The sequence below is a fragment of the Rossellomorea sp. GQ25 genome, from assembly GCF_059758515.1.
Genome location: NZ_JCAXEQ010000003.1, coordinates 352623 through 370248 on the forward strand (window position 1 = coordinate 352623; position 17626 = coordinate 370248).

Below are 17626 nucleotides of genomic sequence, written 5' to 3' on the forward strand. Positions count from 1 at the left end.
AATACAGCAGTCATTAATTAACAGAAGGGATGGGGTGTACTTATGCATATACCTTTAGTGTTAACGGATTTTTTAGATCGGGCAGTTGAGCAATATGGAGAAAAGGTTGCGATTATTGACGATGTGAAGCGTTTGACATATAAGCAGCTAAATGCCCGTGTGAATCAACTGTCTAGAGGACTAATGGAATTCGGGATTGAAAAAGGGGACAAGGTTGCGTATCTGGCTCCGAATACAACCGAGATGCTGGAGGGGTTCTATGGAGTCTACGGTGTTGGAGGGATCATGACGCCACTTAATACGCGCTTAAAACCTGCGGATTATCAATTTATTCTGACTCATAGCGAAAGCAAAGCATTATTTGTGGATGAGGAACTTTATCCGCTGGTGCAGCCGATTTTGTCTAAGGTGCCGAATTTAAAGCATATTGTGATCCATGGTGAGTCTATAGATGGATATCCTGGCTATGACGAGTGGCGCGGCTCATTCAGCGACGAAGCCTTCGATCGCGTAGATCTGGAAGAAACGGATATCGCTTCATTATTATATACAAGTGGAACGACAGGGGATCCGAAGGGAGTACTCCTCACACACAGATCAAATTATCTGCATGCTCTATCATCCATGCATCATTTACGGGTTTCTGATCAGGACACTTTGCTTCACGTGCTGCCTATGTTCCATGTGAACGGATGGGGATCTCCTTTTTACTATACTGCCAACGGTGCGACCCAGGTGATGCTCAGAAAAGTAGACCCTGAGATGATTTTAGATAAAGTCGAGAAGCATGGCGTAACGGTTATGCATATGGCACCGACTGTTCTGAATATGCTTCTGGAGAACTATCTGAACAGGGAGCGGACCATCGGCCAAAATGTAAGGGTTGTGATTGCAGGCTCGGCCCCTCCACCAGCATTTGTACGAAAGGTGGAAGAGGATCTGAACTGGGAGTTTATCCAAGTGTACGGAATGACTGAAATCTCTCCACTTATCACTACATCCATCCTGAGATCTTCAGAACAGGACAGACCAAAGGAAGAAAAGTACCGGTTAAAGGCGAAAGCCGGCTACAGTATGATTGGCAGCAAGGTGAAAGTAGTGGATGAGTTCGGAAATGAAGTGCCCCATAACGGGAAAGCGATTGGAGAAATCGTGACAAGAACGAATACAGTGATGGAAGGATATTATAAAAACCCTGAAGCAACCAATCAAGCCATTCGAGATGGATGGCTGCATACAGGGGACATGGCGACGGTTGACCAGGATGGCTTCATTGAAATTGTCGACCGGATGAAAGACGTCATCATTAGCGGGGGAGAAAACATCTCTTCTATTGAAGTGGAGGGGGCTCTTTATGAACATGATAGTGTCCTCGAAGCAGCCGTCGTTGCCATTCCCCATGAACGTTGGGGAGAAGTGCCACATGCAGTGGTTGTACTTCGGGAGGGTCACAGCACAACGGAAAAGGATCTCATCGAGTTTAGTAGAGAAAAGCTTGCTCACTTCAAAGCCCCGAAGAGTATTACCTTTGTAAAAGAATTACCTAAGACCGCCTCCGGAAAAATCCAAAAGGTTGTGATCCGTAAAGAATTCTGGAAGGATCATGACCGAATGGTTCATTGATAGAAGGAGGCATGCAGCAGAGAGGTATGCCTTTTTATTATTCGGTTGGACAAAAGTCCCTATTTCTTAAATCCAGGATGCCCGTCGTCCCTGTTTAGGCTTCTTCAGCATAAATTATAATAAGGAAGTTTTATCAGCATAATAACAGGGAAAAGCAGTTTTTAAGAGTATACAAATGGAGGGCGTAAAGATGAGTTTAAATTCCCCGTTGGTTCCGAATCAAAAAACCCATTGTTCCAATGAGTATGGAAAGTTAAAGAAAGTGGTTGTTGTTTCACCTGAAAATATGCAAATTAATGAAATCATAAATGAAACACAAAAGCATTTCCTAAAGGAAAATATTAATATAGAAAAAGCGGTTCTTCAGCATAAAAACTTTGTTGATACGTTAGAGAAAAATGGTTCAGAGGTCATTCACCTGCAACCATCACCAGAGTTTAATGAGCAAGTCTTCACAAGAGATATTGGTTTCACTATTCATGATCAGTTCTTCGTTGCATCGATGAATACCGATGTCAGGCGAGGCGAAGTGAAAACGCTGAAGAATTGGCTGGAAACGAATGAAGTGCCTTATAATGAACTTCTCCATTCCATTGAAGGAGGGGATGTGCTCGTTGATGAGCAGAATATTTGGATTGGAGTAAGTGGACGGACGAATCAATTGGCCATCCAATCGTTACGAAATCAGCTCCCCCAATTTACCGTTCATGAATTGCCTTTAAAAGAAGGGGTCCTTCATTTAGATTGTGTATTTACGATCATTTCAGAGGAATGGGCCATTGTATATCCACCGGCCTTTTCTAAACAGGATCTTGAGATAATCAAGAAGCATTATAATATCATCACCGTGTCGGAAGATGAACAATTTCAAATGGGCCCCAATGTATTAGCAATCGGTGATGAAAAAATCATCAGTCTTATTCAAAATCATGACTTGAATGAACGAATCAGATCGAAAGGTTTTGACGTGATTGAACTGGATTTATCCGAAATCATCAAGTCAGGTGGATCATTCCGTTGTTGTACGCTTCCCTTGATTAGAGAGTAGATGAGGTCTTATTGACTATGAACAGGATAGATTTATTCATGAAAAACAGGTGGCTTTTTACCTGTTTTTCTTCATTTACTTAACCTTTACACTCCTGTAGTCCTTTTGCAAAAGTTTCTTCATAGTTTCCCTTTATCCTTCTACATGTATTGGAAATTACAGGAGGTAGGGTAAATGAAGAAATCAATGAAGAAGATTCTTCCGTTAGCGGTTGTGTCAACATTAGCACTTGGGAGTGTAATAGGAATGAATCAAGACAGCTCAGAAGCTCTAGGGAAGGAATCTAAAAATGGCAAAGCCAAGAACGTCATCTTTATGATCGGTGATGGAATGGGCGTTCCTTACACAACGGCTCTTCGTTACATGAATGACAATCCAGATACAGTAGAGATGGAAAAAACGGCATTCGATCCTTACCTTGTCGGACTGCAATCTACTTATCCTGAAGATGAAAAAGAGAACGTAACAGACTCAGCTGCTGCTGCTACGGCGATGAGTGGTGGAGTCAAAACCTATAATAATGCGATAGCAGTCGATAATGATAAAACCGATGTTAAAACCGTATTAGAGCAGGCGAAAGAAAACGGTATGTCTACAGGAATTGTAGCTACATCTGAAATCACCCACGCGACCCCAGCATCTTATGGAGCACATGAAGAGCAGCGTAAAAGCGAAAATGCGATTGCGGATGACTATTATGATGAAATGATTAACGGTGAACATAAGATTGACGTAATGCTGGGCGGAGGGACGGACTTCTTCGAACGTGATGACCGTAATTTGGCCGAGCAGTTCCAAAAGGATGGATACAGCTATGTGAAATCCGCTGAAGAACTTAAAAATGACGACAACAAGCAAATTCTTGGGCTTTTCTCTGAAGTCGGAATGGACAAGATGATCGACCGTGATAAAGAACAGCCAAGCTTAGCAGATATGACGACATCTGCACTCGACCGTTTAAAAGGTGACAAGGACGGATTCTTCCTAATGGTGGAAGGAAGTCAAATCGACTGGGCTGGTCACGATAATGATGTTGTGAGTGCTATGAGTGAAATGAGAGACTTTGAGAAGGCATTTGAAGAAGTAAGAGATTTCGCGAAAAAAAATGGTGAAACACTTGTTATCGTTACAGCTGACCACTCAACAGGCGGATTCTCCATTGGATCAGATGGTGAGTACAATTGGGATCCGTCAGCTATTCAAGCTGCAAAACGCACACCTGACTTTATGGCAGAACAAATCGCAAAGGGTGCTTCAGTTGAGGATACATTAGCCGAAAATATCGACTTTGAATTAACTGGAGAAGAGATTATTTCTGTGAAAGAAGCAGCAGAACAAGGCGATCTAACCGAAATCGATCACGCCATTGAGAAAATCTTCGACAAACGTTCAGGTACTGGCTGGACAACGGATGGACATACAGGAGATGACGTTCCTGTGTATGCATTTGGTCCACAAAAAGAGAAATTCTCCGGCATGATCGATAACACAGATCAAGCGAAGATGATCTTTGAATTATTGAATAATAAAGGGGAAAGCAAAGATAAGAAATAAACTTAATATAGAAAAGACCATGCTTGCCCCTCCTTTTGGGGTGGACTGCATGGTCTTTTCTTCGATTATGCTTCTTCTAAATCTGAAACACTTACTTCAGAACGTTCTTCTAATGGTCCGCGAAGATGAACAACGGCTATTTTTCCATCTTCATTAACAGAGTCAATCCATACGGAAGCATCTTTATATTTTACTTCAATATCAGCTGAAGAAGATAAAATCTGTTTTACACGATTATAATCCATTCCTCATTTCCTCCTTATATTCTATTTTCATTGGTTAGTGTGTCCTGTTTAAGAGAAAAATAAGCGTATATTTCATTTGCAATCCGATACGCTAATAGCGAAAGGGTGATGGTCATGAAGAAGCAGGATGAAAGAACATCCACTACAGAAGCAAACATGGAAATGAATGAAAGATTTTATGGAAGTAATGAAAAAGAAGATGATCCTGCACCGCCCACTTATATACAAAATAATACGGCCGCGGTGAAGATTAATGGTGATGATGAGTAAGAGTACCAGCTGAATCCTATACTTATAAAATAAAAACCTGCCCGATCTTCCATCGGACAGGTTTTTGTTATTTCGTTTTATTACGCTGATCTTTATTATGCTTGTTTCCCTTACTGTTGTCTCCACTCGTAATTTCAGTAGCAAACTCCGTTGTTCCACGCTTAGGTGAATTTTGGTTTTCACTGCCTTTGTTGTTCTTTTTCGTCATATCATTTCCTCCATTCTACTCGATTCATTAGTAGTTTTTGAAGATTAACAAAAGGTTATGCACAAATAGAAATGTTAAAGAAAGATTAAAAAAATAATTTAGCATAGTTTTTTGGGACAAGAATAAGTTATAATATAAAACGAAATGATTACGATTAAATATGTAAACTTAAGAAAGGAAACGTAAATGAATGAATTCTTTGAGGAGCTTTAGTCAAGAGATGACAGGGATACTATTATTCATGTTATTCATTGTTCTTTTTTTAGCGGGAGATTGGATGAAAGGATATGTTCCGGATGAGTTCCTTACTTCTTCAATGGTGAATGTCATCACCATATTCTTGAGTATTCTCTTAGAAGCGATCCCTTTTATCTTAATTGGCGTCTTCGCATCCGCACTTATTCAAGTATTTGTTTCTGAGAGTCTATTACAAAGAATCATCCCGAAAAGGTTTCCTTACCTTGCTCTGTTTCCTGCAGCTGTAGTCGGAGCATTGCTCCCTGTTTGTGAGTGTGCCATTGTACCGGTGGCAAGAAGGCTGATTAAGAAAGGAATGCCCGCTCATCTTGCGATTGTCGTCATGGTAACGGCACCTATTTTAAATCCGATTGTACTTGCCTCTACTTATTATGCATTCCAAAATAATATGACAGTTGTCGTGGGAAGAATGGGAATTGCTTTAATAGCCGCATTAATCATTGGTGCCCTATTGTATAAATTTTATGGAAATAGGAATCCGCTTATACAGAAGGCACATGACCATGAGCATCATCATGATCACTCCTCCAATAAACTAATGCAGACGATTGTACATGCCAGTGATGAATTTTTTGACATGGGTAAATTCCTTATCATTGGAGCATTCGTTGCAGCAGGATTTCAGACTTATCTTGATAGGGAGCTTCTCGTAGGGATAGGAACGAATGAGGTAATGGCTCCGGCGGTTATGATGGGATTTGCTTATATTATTTCACTATGTTCAGAAGCAGATGCGTTCGTGGCTTCGTCTTTCGGCAGTATGTTTTCTGCTTCATCCATTGTGGCATTCTTAGTGTATGGTCCGATGATTGATTTCAAGAATACATTATTGATGCTTGCTTACTTTAATAAAAAATTCGTGTTGATCTTTATTGGGATCGTGACAATCGTAGTATATATATGCACGCTTGTATTCCAAGTATTTGTGTAAAGGAGGCTAGAGAAGTGAAACCATCCATCCAATTCCATACATTCATCAGGGGGATCATCTTAATTGGATATGCTCTCTTGGTATTGAAACTATTTTTAACGTTTAATTTGCAAAACTTTGTCGCACCAAAAATGCATGGTTACATGTATTTTGCTCTGGGGGTTTTCATTCTCCTGGGGGCGATCCAAATCATTCGGGGGACATCTTCAGCTTCTGCAAAAGAACACCATTGTGATTGCGAAGGTCATGAACTGCCGAAAGGATTCATTCGATCCAGCATGGTATATGCTCTATTTATTTTTCCAATAGTGGTGGGATTCCTGCTGCCGGATAACTTATTAGATAGTTCCGTCGCGGCTAAGAGAGGGGTGAAAGTGGGGAATAGTCTATTCTCAACGGCGCCTACACAGGAACAAAACGGAGTAAACCAAGAAGAAAGGACAGAAAAAAGTGAGTCTTCCATTGAGCCTGTCCTTGGACCGTATGATGAGTTTCCAGTTGAAAAGGATTTCGACAAGCTCAAGGAAATCGTCCATAACAGTAAAAAAATAATTGTAAGAGACGAACAATATATCCAAACATTAAGTATTGTGGATGAAAATCTGGACGATTTCGTCGGAAAAGAAATTCAGCTTACTGGTTTTGTCTATAAAGATGAAGGGTTTGCAGAGGATGAAATGGTCATTTCCCGTTTTACCGTTACATGCTGCGTAGCCGATGCCTCCGTTTATGGTTTATTGGCACGTGATTCAGAACTGAGTAAACTTGAACCAGATACATGGATTAACGTGAGTGGCGTGATCGATAAGGTGGATTTTAATGGTCAGGAAATGCCGGTACTAAAGAATCCGGTGTTTGAAGTAATAGAGCCGCCTGCTAATCCTTATGTAGAGGAGTTCTTTATTAAAATTGAATAAACTAAAAAAATCCTTACTTATGTGTAAGTGGGGATTTTCTTATAATATACAAATCGTAATCATTTCGATTAAAGGATAGGAGTTGTTAGAATGAAAGTACCAGTAACAGTATTAAGCGGTTATTTAGGATCAGGCAAGACGACATTATTAAATCATATTTTACATAATCGGGAAGATAAACGAATAGCGGTTATTGTGAATGATATGAGTGAAGTGAATATTGATGCTTCCCTGGTGAAGAGTGGTGGGTTTACTAGAACAGAAGAAAAGTTAGTGGAGCTTCAAAATGGTTGTATTTGCTGCACCTTAAGGGAAGATTTAATGATTGAAGTCCAGCGATTGGTCGATCAGGGGAATATTGATTACATTGTGATTGAGTCTACCGGGATTTCCGAACCGATTCCTGTAGCTCAAACATTCACTTATCTGGATGAAGAGATGGACATTGATCTTACGAGGAAAACAAGACTGGATACGATGGTGACGGTTGTAGATGCCAACCGATTCTGGCATGATTTTGCAAGCGGTGAAACTCTGTTGGACCGCAAGCAAGCAACAGACGAAGGAGATACAAGGGAAGTAGTCGATTTACTGATTGATCAAATAGAGTTTGCGAATGTGATTGTGTTAAATAAAATAGATTTAGTGGAAGAAGTGGATGTTATAGAATTAAAAGCTGTTCTTCATAAGTTGAACCCAGAAGGGAAAATCATTGAAACTTCACATGCTAACATTTCATTAGATCAAGTACTGAACACCCGATTATTCGATTTTGAGAAAGCAAGCCAGGCAGCCGGGTGGATTAAAGAGTTACAAGAAGAACACACCCCCGAGACAGAAGAATATGGAATTTCTTCTTTTGTCTATCGACGTAACAAGCCATTTCACCCAGAACGTTTCATGACTTGGATGGAGGAGTGGCCGGTTGACATCGTACGGGCAAAGGGCTTCTTTTGGCTGCCGACCCGTAACGACATGACGGGCTTATTATCCCAGGCAGGTCCATCGATTATCATTCAGGGGGCAGGGGAATGGGTAGCTGCTTATCCTGAGAATGAGAGAAAGGAAATCCTTGCTGAAGAAGTGGAATTAGCAGATAAATGGGATCCCGTTTATGGGGATCGAATGAACGAAATCGTATTTATCGGTCTTGAGATGAACAGGGAAGAAATAGAGCTGTCATTAGATAGCTGCTTGTTAACAGAAAAAGAAATGGCAGAGGATTGGACAGAATTTAAAGACCCGATCCCTGCTTTTACGGTGGAAGGTTGAGAGACGAAAAAGCCAGGCGCTTGAACGCGCCTGGCTTTTTCATTCGTTTTCTAGTGCTTTCTTGATTGTTTGAATGTTTTCTTTCATCAGGGATAGATAGTCCTTATTTTCTTCGATATCCTCATCCGTTAATACGGAAAGGTTATGAACCTTAAGGGGTTCTGCCTTGATTTCGTTCTGAACGATCTTTGCGATACGAGGAGTTACATTTTGTTCGAAAATAACGTACTTTATTTGATGTTCTTTTGCTGTTTCAATCATATCTTTTAATTCCTTTTGCGAGGGTTCATCTGTAGGAGAGAGACCCGATACGGCTAATTGTTCAATTCCGTAAGAATCTTCCCAGTATCCATACGCTGCATGGGAGACAAGGATTTCTGGATGGTCCTTCCCACTTACTGCTTCCTCGAATTCGTGATGCAGGTCGTCTAAATCTTTTTGTAGTGCCTTATAATTTCGCTGAAACAGTTCCTTTTCTTCAGGACGTAATTCTACCAACGCATCTCGAATGTTGGCCGCAAGGTGATTCGCTCGAGAGGGATCCAGCCATACATGGGGATCATAATCTCCATGGTCATGCTCATCATGAGCCTCTTCTTCAAGCGAAGAGTCACTGTGTTCACCATGAGCCTCTTCGTCATGAGTTTCTGTTTCATGTGCATTGTCGCTCTGTTCTTCATGATGATGAGAGCTTGAAATGACTTCGGCCCCTTTAGTCGCTTCCAGCATAATGGTCTCTTCATTTTTTAACGCTTTTGTTATTTTACTAGAATACGATTCCATTCCCAGACCGTTATAGATAAATAGGTTGGATTCTGCAATGGACATCATGTCTTTTGATGTTGGCTCGAATGTATGAGCATCTGAACCGGGCGGAAGCAGTGTGTTTACCTTCACATGTTCTCCACCAATTCTCTCTGCGAAATATTGCAGGGGATAGATGGAGGTAATGATGGACAAAGGCTTCTCTTCTGATGAACCGGGATTAGAAACATTACATGCTGTGAGTGTAACAAGGCTGCTTATAATGGCCAATACTATTAATTTTTTCATTATTACTCTCCTTTTCTTTCATTCCGATTTTATTTTATCGTAATGATTACGATTTGTAAATCATAATCATTACGTTTTATGATGATGGACTACTGATTATGACCAGAACATGGAATTTGTAACTTTATTCCTATATTTAACATTACTACTGATATTTTAATTCTTCTAAACGATAATGAAGATAGGATATCTAAAGGGAGGTAAAGAAATTGCATGAGAAAATGGATGGGACTCAGAATGTGTCAGGAATACCGGGCAGGTGGTTTGTGGATGAATTGGCAGACGGGTCGGAGGGCTATCCGATTTTATTTATTCATGGGATTCATGCCTCGTCAGACACGTGGATACGAGAAAATGATCTACAGGAATTCACACGGAAATATGGGCACCAAGCAGTTTTTATTGATTTGCATCCAGACGAAGATATGTGGAAAAATGGGCAGCTTTTAGTGGAAAAGCTTCGTGAGATTTACGACTATTTTAAGAGGAAGGTAGTGGTTGTGGGGCATAGTAAAGGAGGGATCGATGTGCAAACAGCATTGGTTCATTATGGTGCCGGACCATATGTAGAAAGGGTCATCACTCTTTCGTCCCCTCATTATGGATCAGAGCTTGCAGACCTTGCCTATAGTAAATGGGCCGGCTGGTTAACCGATGTTTTAAAAAGCAAAAATAATGCCGTGTTCTCCTTGCAAACGGGATATATGAAATCTTTCCGTTCCCAGACGGATGAACTTGAACTTGCAAAAGCCACCCCATTCTATACATTCGGTGGTACAGGATGGGGAGGGGTGAATTCTGAACTGTTTTGGGGCGGGTTATATTTAAGCCGATTTGGACAAAGTGATGGAGCGGTGCTGGTAACAAGTTCACGCCTTCCTTATGGGGAAGAGGTGCGGGTCCAAGACTGGTCTCATACGACGATAAAAGAAGGCGGGGAGATTTTCCCTTATTTAAAGGAACTCTTAACAGAAGAGGTGCAAGAGGTATCCTATGCTGCCGTGAGCGAGCTTGCAAATGAGGGAGAAACGTCGGTTCTCAATAGAGGCGGGGTATTTGTGGGTGTTGGAGTGGAGAAGTTTTCAGTGGAGGAAGAGGTAGAGAAAATCTCGGTGGACTGGATCAGTGATCAACAGGTTATGATCTATGAGCTCATTAGTCCGAACGGGCAAGTGTATAAACAGTTCATGATTACGGAAGATGCGACAGGCTTTTTCCCTGGCGCTTACCATCATTCCATTATCATTTCAAAGCCACTTTTAGGACAGTGGGAAATGAGGGCACATAATAGTCAAAGTGAAAATTACATGTTAACGATTCTGTTTCAGAAAGGAGTTAGTAAGGAGGGGAAACAGTTGGCGGGGGATGGAGAATCTTTAATGGGTTCATGGAATACACACGACAAACCTGTGAAGAGAACATATACCATTCACCATATCCCGATAAAGAACGGAAACAAAGCCACCCTCATTACAACGGAAGATCTATCTTCTCTGCCTCTTGCTGAATTTGAAGAAGGAGTCCATAACATTACCATCGATATAGAAGGGGAAACCCAGGAGGGAAACCAATTTCAGAGAACGATTATTCAAACGGTTTATGTAGATGGTAAGGGGAATATCTATTAATGGTTTGAGGTGACATTCATCAAGAAGGAGAGGTCCGTCCCTATGTATAAACAGGGACGGACCTCTGGGCTCTGGGTTATAGTGCTTTAAGGAATTCTGTTACTTGTTCAGGTGTTTTGGCGTTTGCGCTGTGCAGGTGAGCGATTTTTTCGCCATTTTTGTAGACAAGCAGGCTTGGGATGCCCATGACGTCATATTTTTCGGCGATTTCAGGAAATTCGTCTTTATTGATGTCGTACCATTTATATTGACCGAACTCTTCCATGATCTCATCAAGGAACATATCCATACGACGGCAGTCAGGACACCAGTCTGCATGGAATTTCACGATCACCGGCTCTGCCGAAGTGACTAGATCTTCAAAGGTTTCTTTGTTTTTGATTGCTTGCATGTTGTTAACCTCCCTTTGATATTATTTTATACAAAACATCAATCAATTGTAAAACGAATCATTTTTCGTCTGAACTTGTACATGATAATATGAGAATACATTTTGAAAGAAAAAGGTGACATTATGCAACCGATTAAAGTTGGATTAGTAGGATACGGTTTTTCTGGACAAAGTTTTCATCGCCCGTTACTTTCTCACTTAGAGGAATTTCATATCCAAGCGGTGCTTTCTTCTGATAAAGAGAAAGTGTTGAAAGACATTGAGGGTGCAACAGTGGTTTCATCCCTTGACGATTTACTTCAACAAGACATTGAATTAGTTGTCATCACAACGCCAAACCATCTTCACTACCGGATGATTAAGCAGTCTTTACTAGCTGATAAGCATGTAGTGGTAGAGAAGCCGTTTGTGACGAATAGTGTGGAAGGGGAAGAGTTGTTAGCTTTAGCGATAGAGAGAGGCTTGCATCTATCTGTCTTCCATAACCGACGATGGGATGCCGACTTTTTAACCATTCAAAAATTACTTGAAGAAGAAGCTTTAGGACAAATTTATACATATGAAGCCCACTTCGATCGTTTCCGCCCGAATATTAAAGACCGTTGGAAAGAAAATAAAATCGAGGGAGCCGGAGTGTTATATGATTTGGGTTCTCACCTCCTCGATCAAGCACTCACTTTATTTGGTACACCACAATGGGTACAGGCAGATGTATTCCCACAAAGAAATCCGGAAAAAGCGGAAGATTATTTCCACATTACACTCGGGTATGACGTATTGAGAGTGCAATTGTACTCTCGTTCTGTAGTCCTTGATCCAGGACCTCGCTATCAGGTTCATGGATTAAAAGGAAGCTACGTGAAGCACGGAATGGATCGTCAGGAAGATGATTTGAAAGCAGGAATAAATCCTCTTGGTAAAGAGTGGGGAATGGAAGACGAAGAAAACTGGGGTACTCTGACAACCCTATCTGATGAAAAAGTGACCTCGGAAGTCATTCCTTCCGAAAAGGGGGATTATACTCAGTTCTATCTTGGGATATATGGAACATTAAGGGAAAACAAACCTCTTACGGTAAAACCAGAGGATGCTTTACACGTGATCAAAATCATTGAAGCATGTAAAGTGAGTGCAGAGAGCAAACGTGTTATTCAACTGAAATAGAGTAGAAAGGCTCCCCGCAATAGGGAGCCTTTCTTTATAGATGCTATTCTACCGTACCAGCTTCTAAGATGTGAACCTTTGCGTCTACATTGAATTTCACCCGCGGATAAATGCTTTCTTTCCATTCTTTAATATCAAATCCACGTACCCCGTGCTTTTGATTTTGACCGATGCCGACAGGGTCGATTCCTAATTCCTGAAATTCCTTCAGCATGGCTAAGCATTTTTCTTCAATATCGTTTTCCATTTTTTTCTCAACATCTCCGACTTTATCAAGTGTCAATTTTTTTCCGGTATACTCCTTGACAATTCCCCTAACCTTGATTCTCATTGTCACTTCAACAGGATCAGCTTTATGTTTTATGATAATCTTGTGCTTTGAACTCAGACTCGTTACAGCCGCTTCAACGTTTTCTTCGGCAGCACCAGGCTTTTTCCCCATTTTGATGACATGGCTTCCTTCAGCAAGTTTATCCACCAATAATTTAAAGAAAAACATATCGTCAGCAGGAATCTTTTTTACCATTTTATCTTTATGAAAGAGAGCAACACCTGTAATCGCTATACTTTCATTAGAGAGCTGCTTCAATATAGGGAGATAAGCTGTCTGTCCTTCTTGAAAATAATTAAATAGAAATAAATGTAAATTCGTTTCAGGTAACTCTCTTCGGGTAATGTTGTGTGTAATTAAGTTAGAAATATACGTTCCATTGCCCCTTAAGCCATAATTCCCTTTGAGCAGTTCACCTGCTTCTCCTTCTACTATCGTTACATATAGCCTTGCGCCAACACTGGCGTCTCTTTGCAGGGAATCACCGATATCGATGATTCCTTTCTTTGCTAGTTTTTCCCCTATCAACACGACATCCAAGCTTCCTCTTACAAGGGGCTGTTGAGCCTTTCTTTCCAATTTTTCAAGTACTTCTCGTGTAGAAGATGCCTCAGCAGAAAGAGTTCCATTCTGGATTGATTTATCGGATAAGTAAATAGGAAAGAGTGATGTACCTCTTATTAAATTTTCTTCAGCATAATCAAAGGCTTTTCCGGTTTCAATATATAAATCGTCGAGAATTTCCTTTTCTACACATCCCGATAGGAACAGAGAACAAATGAGTAAAATGATCAAGGAAAATTGTTTCATTGTTTTTGTCTCACCTTCTTCATGATAGTCACCAGTACTAACAGAGCGGGTATGTAAATAAAGTTGAAATAGAATCCGATTTGTCCTGAAATCGAATTCAAGAAATGAACCTGTTCTCGGTCAGTGATAAAAGTTAAGGTACATAAACTGAGAATACAAATGATAATCAAGGCATGACGATGTCTTAAAGGAGTCATTCGCTTAATGGTCCTGCTGGCACACCAGAGAGTTATGCACACGTTGGGCAAAATCACTAAGCACCAATTAGCGATTCCGATATATTCAAAACGTTCAACAAAGGGCATTTCAACGATTTTCCACATAGAAAGGGTGGCCCAAACGGTTTTTTCTAATTGCTTTTGACTGAAAAATGCAAAAGAAATGATGGCAAGTAAGGTGTATATGGTTGTTGTTGTAAATAGCCCCCAATGAGCATATTTTTGAGACTTTTTCGCATCTTTAATATAAGGATAGAACATCAGTATGGCTTCGTATCCCAGATAGGTAAGTGACATATTTTTTGTGGAGATTAAGATATCTTTGATGGTGTGATCAAATACCGGTAAAATATTTAGGAAATCTGAGTATTTAAATGTAAACGCAAAGGTTAAGATCAGATAACTGGGTAGTACAGTTCCAAAAAAAGCTGTACCTGCAATGGTACGGACTCCTCCATTCACAATATAGTAGACAAGAATTAAGAAGAACAATGCAAACATAAACGTACTTAATCGGGGATACATCCATACTTGCAATACCTCGATATACGTCCTCACAATCGTGATCACCAGCAAACTAAAATAGAGGGCGAATAATAAATTGAATATATTTCCAATCCACTTTCCAAAAACCAAAGTATGAGCAGATACAAGGTCCCCTCCAGATTTTTCCAAAATAAGGTACATAAGGAACATGAGAATATGAGTAAGAATACCTGCCAGGATGACAGAAATCCAACCATCATACCCCGCATTCCTCGAAATGATTCGTTGGAACCCGAGAACGCCTGCCCCTACTTGAATGGAATGTATGAGAAAGAAAACAAGGAAAGGAGATATTTTTCTTCTATCTGGAATGGTTTGCATCTTTTCACCTCCGGCCTTTATTCATCGATATCTAGCTTCTTCTTTCCTTCAGATGGACGGAACCTGTATGGTTTCTTCGTTCTTAAATATTCTGGACGTCCTGCTTGTTTACTAAAAGGGAACCGGATTAGAGCGTCTTTCAGGTCCTTCATTCTCGGTGGATAGAGTGGCTCCAGGAACGGTCTTCCCAGGGAGGTTAGTTGTAATAAATGTCCCATTAGTAAACAGAAACAGAAAACAATGCCTAATAATCCCCATAGCTGTGCGAACAACAAGAAGGGGAATCGGAGCAAACGAATCGTATTACCCATGCGGTACACGGGAGTCGTAAAGGAAGCAAGTGCAGCAAGGGCAACTAAAATGAGCAGTACGTTACTCGTAATTCCGGCCTCAACGGATGCGGTCCCGATTACGATCCCTCCAACGATACCGATCGTTTGACCAACTTTGGTTGGAAGGCGGGCTCCTGCCTCACGCAATAATTCAATCGTTAATTCGAGAAATAACGCCTCTAATATAGGAGGCAAAGGAATTTCTTGTCTCGATGTCACAAGAGTGGCCATTAAATCCTTTGGAATGAGTTCATAATGATACGTCAGCGCAGCAACGTAAACCGGTGTAATCAAGATCGAAAAACCTACTGCAAAAACACGGACTAGACGGAGGAATGAGGCGATCGAGAAATTCAAGAAATAATCCTCATATGCATTAAAGAACTCGACGAGAGTTGTCGGTCCAATCAAGGCATGAGGAGACCCGTCTACCATAACGGCGACTTTTCCTTCCACCAGTACAGAAGCGACACGATCCGGACGTTCTGAATCCAATAGCTGGGGGAAAGGGGAAAGACTATTATCGGCAATGAGCTGTTCAATAAATGAACTATCCATGATTTGATCAAAATCCACGTCTTGTAAACGTTGACGCATCGTATTCACATTGGCTTCATCCACTAATCCATCAAGATAGACCAAGGCGACCCTCGTGTGAGTCAGTTTTCCAATATTAAATTCCTCCACTAGCAGTTCTTTAATAGGAAGACGTTTACGGAGAAGGTTCAGGTTGTCACTGAGTGATTCCACAAAGGCCTCTTTAGGACCAACCACACTGAACTCCACTTCCGGTTGGGAAACCTGTCTCCCCATTTCATTCTTCGTAGCGATGAAGGCAAATTTCCGGTTGGAGGCATCCATCGTTAACAAGGTATATCCGTTAAAAAGCTTTTGTTCAATTTGAGCTTCCTCTTTGGATACTTCTATATCCAGGACAGGAACCAATGTCTTTAAATCATCAAATGAATGAAAATCTTTTGAAAGTAAGGAGGGAAGAACATCCTCCTGCAGGATTTTCCCATCAATCAGGGTGGTAATGAAATGCAGACTGAATTTGGCCCCTGTATGAGGGTTCTGATAAAAGGCTTGTTTATAGTCAGCTGATTTCTCAGCTTCCTGCTTAAAGTTTTCATATGTCTGTTTTTTCTTCGTGTTATCGGTGTTTTTCTTGTTCTTAAAGAATGGAAACATACTAATCCCTCATGTTCGATGTATGGTCTATCCTATAGTGTTTCCGAAAATAGGAGAATTATGAAAAAGGATGGGGAATGTGGGAAAAAACGTTAAGGTCTGTTGAATGAAAAGAGGGGATGAGATAGAGGTGGATCAATCAAGATTGGGACTGAACTAAAAAAGACTGGAAAAGGAATGTTCCTTTTCCAGTCTCATATGGTTATTCCTGCTCCAGGAAAAACTTCTCAATATCATCAAGCATCGCATTTGCTGCAATAACGCCACCTGCAGTGTTCCAAATAGCATCATTTACTTCATATACCTTTTCTTGCTTTGCTACTTCAAGGCTTTGGAATAGAGGATCGTTCAGCCACTCTTCAGCAAGCTTATTCGCTTCGCCATCGCCTGTTTCATATGTGAAATAGAATAGGACATCCCCATCCATCGCCGGGATGCGCTCTTTTGTTACACCCTTTTCAGCAAAGTCGTCTACATCTTGACCTTCTGGACGTGCAAATCCTAATTGATCCAGGATTACGCCTGAGAATGTATCTTTATGGTAGATACGGACGTCTCCCGCCATGAAACGAACCATGGATATTTTTTGATTCAATTTATCTCCAAGTTTGCCTTTAAGATCTTCAATTCGCTGATCGTATTCACCTAATACTTCCTGACCTTTTTCTTCTTTGTTTAGTGCCTTGGAGTATAATTCAAAGTTCTCTTTCCAGTCACCACGAAGTGTTTCAGCCATAACGGTTGGAGCGATGTCCTTCAGCTGATTGTATTGTTCCTCTTGACGCATTTTGTTCCCGATAATAAGGTCCGGCTGAAGTTTAGCAATGGCCTCCATGTTTAATTCACTTTCAGTTCCGACTACTTCAACATCTTTCATATCGTCGGCAATATGATCATACCAAGGATCACCTGTCCAGGATTGTACGGCACCAACCGGAGTCACACCCATAGAGAGAAGAGCCTCTGTTCCTTCATTAGTAAGGATGACAACCTTCTTAGGTGTCCCTTCGATTTCCGTCGTACCCATTGCGTGTTCCACTGTATAGGTTTCTTTTTTCTTATCATCGTTACTTGCAGAACCCTCTTTTTCTTCTTCTTTATTACCGCATGCCGCTAAAAATAGAAGAGAAGCGATGAGTAATAAAGATAATAAACTTCTTAATTTCATATGTATAAATCCTCCTGAAAATTATTTATGGTTGATAATGATTATCAATTACTCTTCTTATATTAGTTGAGAAGGCTTTCATTGTCAACACCTAAATGATAATGATTTTCAAAGTCATTGACGGTTGTTCCATTCTTCTTTAATATA

Annotated in this window: 17 protein-coding genes; 9 read left to right on the forward strand and 8 right to left on the reverse strand. The window is 40.7% G+C overall.

The genetic code is table 11. The annotated features are described in order from the left end of the window. Positions 1-42: 42 nt before the first annotated feature. From AC6CIB_RS12545 to AC6CIB_RS12555, 3 genes are all read left to right on the forward strand, one after another. Positions 43-1623: a long-chain-fatty-acid--CoA ligase gene (locus AC6CIB_RS12545; protein ID WP_498281112.1), complete on the forward strand. Its 1581-nt coding sequence runs from the start codon at positions 43-45 to the stop codon at positions 1621-1623. A gap of 190 nt (positions 1624-1813) precedes the next feature. Then, a complete protein-coding gene (locus AC6CIB_RS12550; RefSeq protein WP_498281114.1) occupies positions 1814-2671 on the forward strand; it encodes a dimethylarginine dimethylaminohydrolase family protein in 858 nt (285 codons plus the stop codon). A 174-nt stretch (positions 2672-2845) separates the two neighbouring features. Then, positions 2846-4225, forward strand: a complete 1380-nt coding sequence (locus AC6CIB_RS12555; RefSeq protein ID WP_498281116.1) for an alkaline phosphatase — start codon at positions 2846-2848, stop codon at positions 4223-4225. A gap of 65 nt (positions 4226-4290) precedes the next feature. On the opposite strand, the gene AC6CIB_RS12560 is transcribed toward AC6CIB_RS12555, so the two are convergent. Further along, positions 4291-4470 (reverse strand): H-type small acid-soluble spore protein, encoded by a 180-nt coding sequence (locus tag AC6CIB_RS12560; protein WP_498281118.1) that lies wholly within the window; start codon positions 4468-4470, stop codon positions 4291-4293. 114 nt (positions 4471-4584) lie between these two features. Here AC6CIB_RS12560 and AC6CIB_RS12565 point away from each other — a divergent pair, with 114 nt between their 5' ends. Then, on the forward strand, positions 4585-4740 hold the full coding sequence (locus tag AC6CIB_RS12565; RefSeq protein WP_498281120.1) for a hypothetical protein: 156 nt from the start codon (positions 4585-4587) through the stop codon (positions 4738-4740). Positions 4741-4807: 67 nt separating this feature from the next. Here the strand turns inward: AC6CIB_RS12565 and AC6CIB_RS12570 are convergent, their stop codons facing one another. Beyond that, the gene (locus AC6CIB_RS12570) at positions 4808-4948 is read right to left on the reverse strand and encodes a hypothetical protein (protein ID WP_188048561.1); all 141 of its coding nucleotides are present in this window, start codon (positions 4946-4948) and stop codon (positions 4808-4810) included. A gap of 190 nt (positions 4949-5138) precedes the next feature. On the opposite strand from AC6CIB_RS12570, the gene AC6CIB_RS12575 reads away from it, so the two are divergent. The 3 genes from AC6CIB_RS12575 (at position 5139) to AC6CIB_RS12585 (ending at position 8326) form a co-directional block, all read left to right on the forward strand. Then, a complete protein-coding gene (locus AC6CIB_RS12575) occupies positions 5139-6137 on the forward strand; it encodes a permease (protein ID WP_498281121.1) in 999 nt (332 codons plus the stop codon). 14 nt (positions 6138-6151) lie between these two features. After that, the gene (locus AC6CIB_RS12580) at positions 6152-7054 is read left to right on the forward strand and encodes a TIGR03943 family putative permease subunit (RefSeq protein WP_498281123.1); all 903 of its coding nucleotides are present in this window, start codon (positions 6152-6154) and stop codon (positions 7052-7054) included. Between the two features lie 90 nt (positions 7055-7144). Beyond that, complete coding sequence (locus AC6CIB_RS12585) at positions 7145-8326, forward strand: GTP-binding protein (protein ID WP_498281125.1); 1182 nt, start codon at positions 7145-7147, stop codon at positions 8324-8326. Positions 8327-8365: 39 nt separating this feature from the next. On the opposite strand, the gene AC6CIB_RS12590 is transcribed toward AC6CIB_RS12585, so the two are convergent. Further along, complete coding sequence (locus AC6CIB_RS12590) at positions 8366-9379, reverse strand: metal ABC transporter solute-binding protein, Zn/Mn family (protein ID WP_498281127.1); 1014 nt, start codon at positions 9377-9379, stop codon at positions 8366-8368. Between the two features lie 209 nt (positions 9380-9588). Between AC6CIB_RS12590 and AC6CIB_RS12595 the strand changes: the two genes are divergently transcribed. Further along, positions 9589-11007, forward strand: coding sequence for an esterase/lipase family protein (locus tag AC6CIB_RS12595; protein ID WP_498281129.1), 1419 nt, complete (start codon positions 9589-9591; stop codon positions 11005-11007). Positions 11008-11083: 76 nt separating this feature from the next. On the opposite strand, the gene AC6CIB_RS12600 is transcribed toward AC6CIB_RS12595, so the two are convergent. Continuing rightward, the gene (locus tag AC6CIB_RS12600; RefSeq protein WP_498281131.1) at positions 11084-11398 is read right to left on the reverse strand and encodes a thioredoxin family protein; all 315 of its coding nucleotides are present in this window, start codon (positions 11396-11398) and stop codon (positions 11084-11086) included. Between the two features lie 102 nt (positions 11399-11500). Here AC6CIB_RS12600 and AC6CIB_RS12605 point away from each other — a divergent pair, with 102 nt between their 5' ends. Beyond that, a complete protein-coding gene (locus AC6CIB_RS12605) occupies positions 11501-12562 on the forward strand; it encodes an oxidoreductase (RefSeq protein WP_498281133.1) in 1062 nt (353 codons plus the stop codon). A gap of 43 nt (positions 12563-12605) precedes the next feature. Here the strand turns inward: AC6CIB_RS12605 and AC6CIB_RS12610 are convergent, their stop codons facing one another. The 4 genes from AC6CIB_RS12610 to AC6CIB_RS12625 all read right to left on the reverse strand — a co-directional run bounded on the left by AC6CIB_RS12610 (position 12606) and on the right by AC6CIB_RS12625 (position 17479). Further along, positions 12606-13703, reverse strand: coding sequence for a Ger(x)C family spore germination protein (locus tag AC6CIB_RS12610; protein ID WP_498281135.1), 1098 nt, complete (start codon positions 13701-13703; stop codon positions 12606-12608). Further along, positions 13700-14788: a GerAB/ArcD/ProY family transporter gene (locus AC6CIB_RS12615; protein ID WP_498281137.1), complete on the reverse strand. Its 1089-nt coding sequence runs from the start codon at positions 14786-14788 to the stop codon at positions 13700-13702. The genes AC6CIB_RS12610 and AC6CIB_RS12615 overlap by 4 nt, the downstream gene beginning before the upstream one ends. 17 nt (positions 14789-14805) lie before the next feature. Further along, the gene (locus tag AC6CIB_RS12620) at positions 14806-16311 is read right to left on the reverse strand and encodes a spore germination protein (RefSeq protein ID WP_498281139.1); all 1506 of its coding nucleotides are present in this window, start codon (positions 16309-16311) and stop codon (positions 14806-14808) included. A 202-nt stretch (positions 16312-16513) separates the two neighbouring features. Next, complete coding sequence (locus AC6CIB_RS12625) at positions 16514-17479, reverse strand: ABC transporter substrate-binding protein (RefSeq protein ID WP_498281141.1); 966 nt, start codon at positions 17477-17479, stop codon at positions 16514-16516. Positions 17480-17626 lie beyond the last annotated feature (147 nt).

What these genes read in the sequence shown, in the direction of transcription:
- AC6CIB_RS12545 (WP_498281112.1), top strand. Translation starts at nt 43, where the DNA reads ATGCATATACCTTTAGTGTTAACGGATTTTTTAGATCGGGCAGTTGAG.
- AC6CIB_RS12585 (WP_498281125.1), top strand. Translation starts at nt 7,145, where the DNA reads ATGAAAGTACCAGTAACAGTATTAAGCGGTTATTTAGGATCAGGCAAG.
- AC6CIB_RS12565 (WP_498281120.1), top strand. Translation starts at nt 4,585, where the DNA reads ATGAAGAAGCAGGATGAAAGAACATCCACTACAGAAGCAAACATGGAA.
- AC6CIB_RS12575 (WP_498281121.1), top strand. Translation starts at nt 5,139, where the DNA reads ATGAATTCTTTGAGGAGCTTTAGTCAAGAGATGACAGGGATACTATTA.
- AC6CIB_RS12550 (WP_498281114.1), top strand. Translation starts at nt 1,814, where the DNA reads ATGAGTTTAAATTCCCCGTTGGTTCCGAATCAAAAAACCCATTGTTCC.
- AC6CIB_RS12555 (WP_498281116.1), top strand. Translation starts at nt 2,846, where the DNA reads ATGAAGAAATCAATGAAGAAGATTCTTCCGTTAGCGGTTGTGTCAACA.
- AC6CIB_RS12600 (WP_498281131.1), bottom strand. Translation starts at nt 11,398, where the DNA reads ATGCAAGCAATCAAAAACAAAGAAACCTTTGAAGATCTAGTCACTTCG.
- AC6CIB_RS12590 (WP_498281127.1), bottom strand. Translation starts at nt 9,379, where the DNA reads ATGAAAAAATTAATAGTATTGGCCATTATAAGCAGCCTTGTTACACTC.
- AC6CIB_RS12610 (WP_498281135.1), bottom strand. Translation starts at nt 13,703, where the DNA reads ATGAAACAATTTTCCTTGATCATTTTACTCATTTGTTCTCTGTTCCTA.
- AC6CIB_RS12560 (WP_498281118.1), bottom strand. Translation starts at nt 4,470, where the DNA reads ATGGATTATAATCGTGTAAAACAGATTTTATCTTCTTCAGCTGATATT.
- AC6CIB_RS12620 (WP_498281139.1), bottom strand. Translation starts at nt 16,311, where the DNA reads ATGTTTCCATTCTTTAAGAACAAGAAAAACACCGATAACACGAAGAAA.
- AC6CIB_RS12570 (WP_188048561.1), bottom strand. Translation starts at nt 4,948, where the DNA reads ATGACGAAAAAGAACAACAAAGGCAGTGAAAACCAAAATTCACCTAAG.
- AC6CIB_RS12615 (WP_498281137.1), bottom strand. Translation starts at nt 14,788, where the DNA reads ATGCAAACCATTCCAGATAGAAGAAAAATATCTCCTTTCCTTGTTTTC.
- AC6CIB_RS12625 (WP_498281141.1), bottom strand. Translation starts at nt 17,479, where the DNA reads ATGAAATTAAGAAGTTTATTATCTTTATTACTCATCGCTTCTCTTCTA.